This window comes from Phenylobacterium sp. (genome assembly GCF_044236515.1).
Taxonomy (GTDB): domain Bacteria; phylum Pseudomonadota; class Alphaproteobacteria; order Caulobacterales; family Caulobacteraceae; genus Phenylobacterium.
Genome location: NZ_JBIIGK010000004.1, coordinates 42,313 through 49,179, shown reverse-complemented (window position 1 = coordinate 49,179; position 6,867 = coordinate 42,313). Strand labels below are relative to the sequence as shown.

Here is a 6,867-nt window from a genome sequence, read left to right as displayed (position 1 = left end):
AAATGCAGGTCAAGAGATACGGAGGTCCAGGGTGCGCCAGGCGCCTTGGGTCGCCGCCAACTGGAGGCCGCAGCGCTTCCGCCTTCGGACTCGCGCCGGAGGATCGTCTAGCTAGCTTCCTGGCATCGGTTCGCGCGGTCGGCGAAATTGCGGTGAAAGTGTTGCCCTGGCGACACTTACGTAACCAACCGGCCTTGATATAACGGTACTGGGTCAATAGGCCGCAGCACCTAGGGCAACGAGAGGGCTCTGATTATGAAGTTGAAACTCCTGGCAGGAGCAGCACTGGCCGCGGTGTTCTCCGCGACTGGCGCGGCTGCGCAAGTCGGTTGGTACGGCGCTGTCGATCTCGGCTACCACTGGCCGGAAAGCATCGAGGCCACTTCGTCGAACAACGCGGCGAACGGCGCTCCCTATCAGTGGGACTTCAATCAGGAAAAAGACTGGGCCGGCTTCGCTCGCCTGGGCTATCAGCTGAATGACAACTGGCGCGTCGAGCTCGAGCTCGGCTACCGCGGCGGCGACATCGATTCGGTCCGTGGCGAAGCCGGCACGGGTACGATCACCGGCCTCTGCACCCCGGGCGTGACCCGCACCGCGACGGCTCCGGATTGCGGCTCGCCGGACGGCGACGCCACGTCCTGGACCGTGATGGGCAACGTCCTGTTCGACCTCGCGCCGAACGCGGCCATCAACCCGTTCATCGGCGTCGGCCTCGGCGTGAACCACGTCAAGCTTGAGACGATGGGCCAGTTCTCGAACGTTCCGGGCGCCTTCACGGCGGCCAACCCGGCGATCCAGAACCTGACCATCGACGACAGCGACACGGTCTTCGCCTATCAGGGCATCGCCGGTCTCGCCTGGCGCGCGACCGATCGCCTGAACGTCGACCTGACCTACCGCTACCTGGCGGGTTCGGACCTCGACTTCGCCTCGGAAGGCAGCAACGCCGGCATCCAACCCGGCGTGTTCAGCGGCGAATACCGCGACCAGTCGGTGACGCTCGGCCTGCGCTACTCGTTCGCGCCGCCGCCGCCCCCGCCGCCGCCGCCCCCGCCGCCCCCGCCGCCTCCGCCCCCGCCGCCTCCCCCGCCGCCGCCGCCTCCGCCGGCTCCGGCGTTCGAGGCCCGGCAGTTCATCGTGTACTTCCCGTTCGACCAGTACATCCTGACGCCGGAAGCCCAGCAGGTGGTTTCGGAAGCTGCGAACTACGCCCGCGGCGGCAACGCCACCCGCGTCGTGGTCGTCGGTCACGCCGACACCTCCGGTTCGCTGGCCTACAACGTCCGCCTGTCGGAACGCCGCGCCAAGGCGGTGGCCGATGCGCTGGTCGGCGCCGGCATCAACCAGACCTCGCTCTCCGTCGACTGGAAGGGCGAAACCCAACCCGCGGTCGCCACCGGCGACGGCGTGAAGGAACCGCTGAACCGTCGTTCCACGATCGACATCAATCCCTGATCTCGATCGCCGACGGTTTAAGTCGGAACGTTAGCGGGAGCCCGGCCGAAAGGCCGGGCTCTTTGCTTTTGGGCCTTCGGGGTCTGCACGCTGCCCCGGCCGGCCCCTCCGCGCGTTGAGACGGCAAGGAAGCGTCATGTCGTTCGACCGGCTGGATGATCTGAAATTCGCCGACGAGCGCGCGGCGGTCGCCGCCGCCCTCCAGGCTGCGCCGCTCGGCGTGGATGAGCGCGCGGCGGTCCAGCGTGAGGCCGAGGCCCTGGTCGGGGCCGCCCGCAAGGATGCCCATCGCCAGGGCGTCGTCGAAAGCTTCCTGCAGGAATTCAGCCTCTCGACCCGCGAGGGCCTGGCCCTGATGTGCCTGGCCGAGGCCCTGTTGCGCACGCCGGACGAGGAGACCCGCGACAAGCTGATCGCCGAGAAGATCTCGTCGGCCGACTGGGCCAGCCACGCCGGCCGGTCCGGCTCCCTGCTGGTCAACGCCTCGACCTGGAGCCTGATGCTGACCGGCAAGCTGATCGAGCCGGACGACGAGGCGCGCCGCGACCTGCCCGGCTTCGTCCGGCGCCTGGCCGGTCGACTGGGCGAGCCGGTGATCCGCAAGGCGGTCGGCGCGGCGGTGCGGATCATGGGCGAGCAGTTCGTCCTCGGCGCGACGATCGACAGGGCCCTGCGCCGCGCCGCGCAGGAAGGATTCGTGTGCTCCTTCGACATGCTGGGCGAGGGGGCGCGGACCGACGCCGACGCCGAGCGCTACGAGGCCGCCTACGCCGCCGCCATAGCCGCCCTGGCGCGGCAGGCCGCGGGGCAGGGCCCGGAGGCCGGCCACGGCATATCGGTCAAGCTCTCGGCCCTGTCGCCGCGCTACGAGGCGCGGCGGGGCCCGGCGGCGCTCGCCGATCTCTACCCCCGCGTCCTGCGTCTCGCGGTCCAGGCGGCGCAGGCCGATATCAACTTCACGCTCGACGCCGAGGAGGCCGACCGGCTGGTGGTCTCGCTGCAGCTGCTGGCGCGCCTGGCAGAGGCGCCGGAGCTCGGGGCCTGGCGCGGCCTCGGCCTGGCGGTGCAGGCCTACCAGACGCGCGGCCCGCAGGTGATCGAGGCCGTGGCCGGAATCGCCCGCGCCTGCGGCCGGCGGCTGATGGTGCGGCTGGTCAAGGGCGCCTACTGGGACACCGAGATCAAGCGGGCGCAGGTCGCGGGTCTTCCGGCCTATCCGGTCTACACGACCAAGGCGGCGACCGACCTTTCCTATCTGGTCTGCGCGCGCGCCCTGCTTAACGCCGCGCCCCACCTCTACGCCCAGTTCGCGACCCATAACGCCCACACCCTGGCGGCGGTGCGGCTGATGGCCCGGCAGGCCGGCCTGTCGCCGGAATTCCAGCGCCTGCATGGCATGGGCGAGGCGCTCTACGACGCCGCCCGCGTCCGCTACGGCGACTTCCCGTTGCGGGTCTATGCGCCGGTCGGCAGCCATGAGGACCTGCTGCCCTATCTTGTCCGCCGGTTGCTGGAGAACGGCGCCAACACCTCCTTCGTCCACGCGCTGCTCGATGAGCGGACGCCGGTCGCCAAGGTGGTCGCCGACCCCATCGCCGCGGTCGAAGCCGCCGGCGGCGCGCCGCATCCCAAGATCCCTCGCCCGCTCGACCTCTACGGCCCCGCCCGTCGGAACTCGCGCGGCCGCGACCTGTCGATCGCCGCCGAGCGCAACGCCCTGGCCGACGCTGTCGCCGCGCTGCCGGCGATCGACGCCGGCCCGATCCTCGGCGGTCGGCTGTCGCCCGGCGGCCCGGCCTCGGACCGCCTCTCTCCCTCCGACCTGTCGCGCTCCGTCGGCCGGGTCTCCGACGCGGTCCCGGCCCAGGTCGACGCCGCCTTTGCCGCCGCGCGCGCGGCGCAGTCTGCCTGGGACAGCCGCGGCGGGGCCGAACGGGCGCAGATCCTGCGGGCGATGGGCGAGGCGCTGGAGACCAACGCCGATCACCTGATCGCCCTGTGCGTCCGCGAAGCCGGCAAGACCCTCATCGATGCGATCGCCGAGGTTCGCGAGGCCACTGACTTCTGCCGCTACTACGCGACCCTCGCCGAGACCCAATTCACCCACCCCGAGACCCTCAAGGGTCCGGTCGGCGAGACCAACCGCCTGTCCTTGCGCGGCCGCGGGGTCTTCGCCTGCATCAGCCCGTGGAACTTCCCGCTGGCGATCTTCACGGGCCAGATCGCCGCGGCGCTCGCCGCCGGCAACGCCGTGCTCGCCAAACCGGCCGAGCAGACCCCGATCGTCGCCGCCGAGGCGGTGCGGCTGTTCCACGTGGCAGGCCTGCCGCCGGACCTGCTGCACCTGCTGCCCGGCGATGGGGCGACCATCGGCCAGGCCCTGGTGACGCATCCAGGCTGCGACGGCGTCGCTTTCACCGGCGGTACCGAGACCGCCTGGGCGATCAACCGGGCCCTGGCCGCGCGCCAGGGCCCCATCGTGCCCTTCATCGCCGAGACCGGCGGACTGAACGCCATGTTCGTCGACACCACCGCCCTGCGCGAACAGGTGATCGACGACGTCCTGCTCTCCGGCTACGGCTCTGCCGGCCAGAGGTGCTCGGCGCTGCGCCTGCTGTTCCTGCCGCGCGATACCGCCGATTCCCTCATCGAGGGGCTGATCGGGGCCATGGACATCCTTCAGGTCGGCGATCCCGCCGATCCCGCCACCGACGTCGGCCCGGTCATCGACGCCGAGGCGCTCGCGGCCCTGGAGGCGCACGTCCAACGCCTGTCGCGCGAAGCCCGGGTCCTGCACCGGATCGCCGCCCCGACGGGCGGCCACTTCTTCGCCCCGACCCTGGCCGAGATCCCCGACGGCGGCTTCCTGGCCAGCGAGGTGTTCGGGCCGATTCTGCACGTCGTCCGCTACGACCCCGCCGACCTCCCGGCTGCGGCCGTTCCGGTGGCGAACGCGCGCTATGGACTGACGCTCGGCGTCCACAGCCGCCTCGAATCGTTCGCGCAGGCGGTGCAGCGCGCCGTCCCGGCCGGCAACGTCTATGTAAACCGCTCGATGACCGGCGCTGTCGTCGGGGTGCAGCCGTTCGGCGGCGAGGGGCTGTCCGGCACCGGGCCCAAGGCCGGCGGCCCCCACGCCCTGCTTCGCTATGCGGTCGAACGGGCCGTCAGCGTCAACATCGCGGCCCAGGGCGGCGACCCCGGCCTGCTGAACCTCGACGTCTGAACGGTGGATCACGGTCGCGTGAGCTGTGGATAGGCCGGCAAGCCCTGTACCTCGGCGCGGCGAGGCGCGTTAACTTCTGATTAGCGAAAAACCTTGGGGACGAGCCGGCGTCCTCATTGACGATTCAGTAGGACAAGTGTCCCCATATGTGGGTCGTCCGGGCTGTGACGGCACAATATATAGGGGCTGAGGCGGTGAGGGAGAGCCACCGTCTCAAGAGCATGGGTTCAGGGACATGAGTGAAGCGGCGAAGGTTGAGACGGCTCAGGCCGAGGCGGCCCAGAGCGCCGAGCGGAGCGGATTGCGCCCTGAGCGGCCGCAGCTCCAGCTGGTTCGGAAGGTCGAGGTCGACCGGTCCCGCGACGCCCTGCTGACCGATTTCGGCAAGACCACGCTCGAAGACCGCTACCTGCTGCCCGGCGAAAGCTACCAGGACATGTTCGCCCGCGTGGCGACGGCGTTCGCCGACGACGCCGAGCACGCCCAGCGGATCTACGATTACATCTCGAACCTGTGGTTCATGCCCTCGACGCCGGTGCTGTCGAACGGCGGCGCGGCCCGCGGCCTGCCCATTTCGTGCTTCCTCAACGCGGTGCCGGACAACCTCGAAGGCATCGTCAACGTCTGGAACGAGAACGTCGCCCTGGCGTCCAACGGCGGCGGCATCGGCACCTACTGGGGCGGCGTGCGCTCGATCGGCGAGAAGGTGAAGGGCGCCGGCCAGACCAGCGGCATCATCCCGTTCATCCGCGTCATGGACAGCCTGACGCTGGCCATTTCGCAGGGCTCCCTGCGTCGCGGCTCGGCGGCCGTCTACCTCGACATCCACCACCCGGAGATCGAGGAGTTTCTCGAGATCCGGAAGCCGTCGGGCGACTTCAACCGAAAGTCCCTGAACCTGCACCATGGTCTATCGATCACCGACGAGTTCATGGAAGCGGTCCGCGACGGCGCCATGTTCGGCCTGCGCTCGCCCAAGACCGGCGAGGTGATCCGCGAGGTCGACGCCCGCTCGCTCTGGCAGAAGATTCTCGAGATCCGGCTGCAGACCGGCGAGCCCTACCTGATCTTCTCCGACACCGTGAACCGGGCCATGCCGCAGCACCAGCGCGAGCTCGGCCTGTCGGTCCGTCAGTCGAACCTGTGCTCGGAGATCATGCTGCACACCGGCAAGGACCACCTGGGCGCCGAGCGCACGGCGGTCTGCTGCCTGTCGAGCGTCAACGCCGAGAAGTTCCTCGAGTGGCGGGACCACCCGACCTTCATCGAGGACGTCATGCGCTTCCTCGACAATGTGCTCGAGGACTTCATCCAGCGCGCGCCGCCCGAAATGAAGAACGCCGTCTACGCCGCCAAGCGCGAGCGGTCGGTGGGCCTGGGCCTGATGGGCTTCCACTCGTTCCTGCAGGCCCAGAACGTGCCGTTCGAGAGCGCCCTGGCCAAGTCCTGGAACATGCGGCTGTTCAAGACCCTGCGCCGCCAGTGCGACGCCGCCTCCCGCACCCTCGCCGCCGAGCGCGGCCCGTGCCCTGACGCCGCCGAGCGCGGCGCCATGGAGCGCTTCTCGCACAAGCTGGCGATCGCCCCGACCGCCTCGATCTCGATCATCTGCGGCGGCACCAGCGCCGGTATCGAGCCGATCCCGGCCAACATCTACACCCACAAGACCCTGTCGGGCTCCTTTGCGGTCAAGAACCCCTACCTGGAGCGAATTCTCGACGAGAAGGGCCAGAACACCGCCCAGGTGTGGGACACCATCCTGGAGAAGGAAGGCTCGGTTCAGCACCTCGACTTCCTCAGCCAGGACGAGAAGGACGTGTTCAAGACCGCCTTCGAGATCGACCAGCGCTGGGTGGTGGAACTGTCGGCCGACCGTACGCCGGACATCTGCCAGTCGCAGTCGGTGAACCTCTTCCTGCCCGGCGATATCGACAAGTGGGACCTGCACATGCTGCACTGGTCGGCGTGGGAGCGCGGCTGCAAGTCGCTCTACTACCTGCGCTCCAAGTCAGTGCAGCGGGCCGCCCACGCCGGCGGCGACGCCCCGGCCGCGGTCGTCGAAATGTCCACCGCCGGCAAGACTGACTACGAGGAATGCCTCGCCTGCCAATAATAGCTAAGGGCTTAACTACATTAAGCTCTTGCGCCCGGCGGCCGCGTCAGCCAGCCTCATCCCAAGGAAC

3 protein-coding genes are annotated in these 6,867 nt (G+C 69.4%); all 3 read left to right on the top strand.

Annotation, left to right across the window (positions count from 1 at the left end):
* Window positions 1-255: 255 nt before the first annotated feature.
* The gene (locus ACILRF_RS01070) at window positions 256-1,458 is read left to right on the top strand and encodes an OmpA family protein (protein WP_395670411.1); all 1,203 of its coding nucleotides are present in this window, start codon (window positions 256-258) and stop codon (window positions 1,456-1,458) included.
* Between the two features lie 136 nt (window positions 1,459-1,594).
* Complete coding sequence (gene putA, locus ACILRF_RS01065; protein WP_395670410.1) at window positions 1,595-4,684, top strand: bifunctional proline dehydrogenase/L-glutamate gamma-semialdehyde dehydrogenase PutA; 3,090 nt, start codon at window positions 1,595-1,597, stop codon at window positions 4,682-4,684.
* 235 nt (window positions 4,685-4,919) lie between these two features.
* Window positions 4,920-6,797: a ribonucleoside-diphosphate reductase subunit alpha gene (locus ACILRF_RS01060; protein ID WP_395670409.1), complete on the top strand. Its 1,878-nt coding sequence runs from the start codon at window positions 4,920-4,922 to the stop codon at window positions 6,795-6,797.
* The last annotated feature ends 70 nt before the right edge of the window (window positions 6,798-6,867 follow it).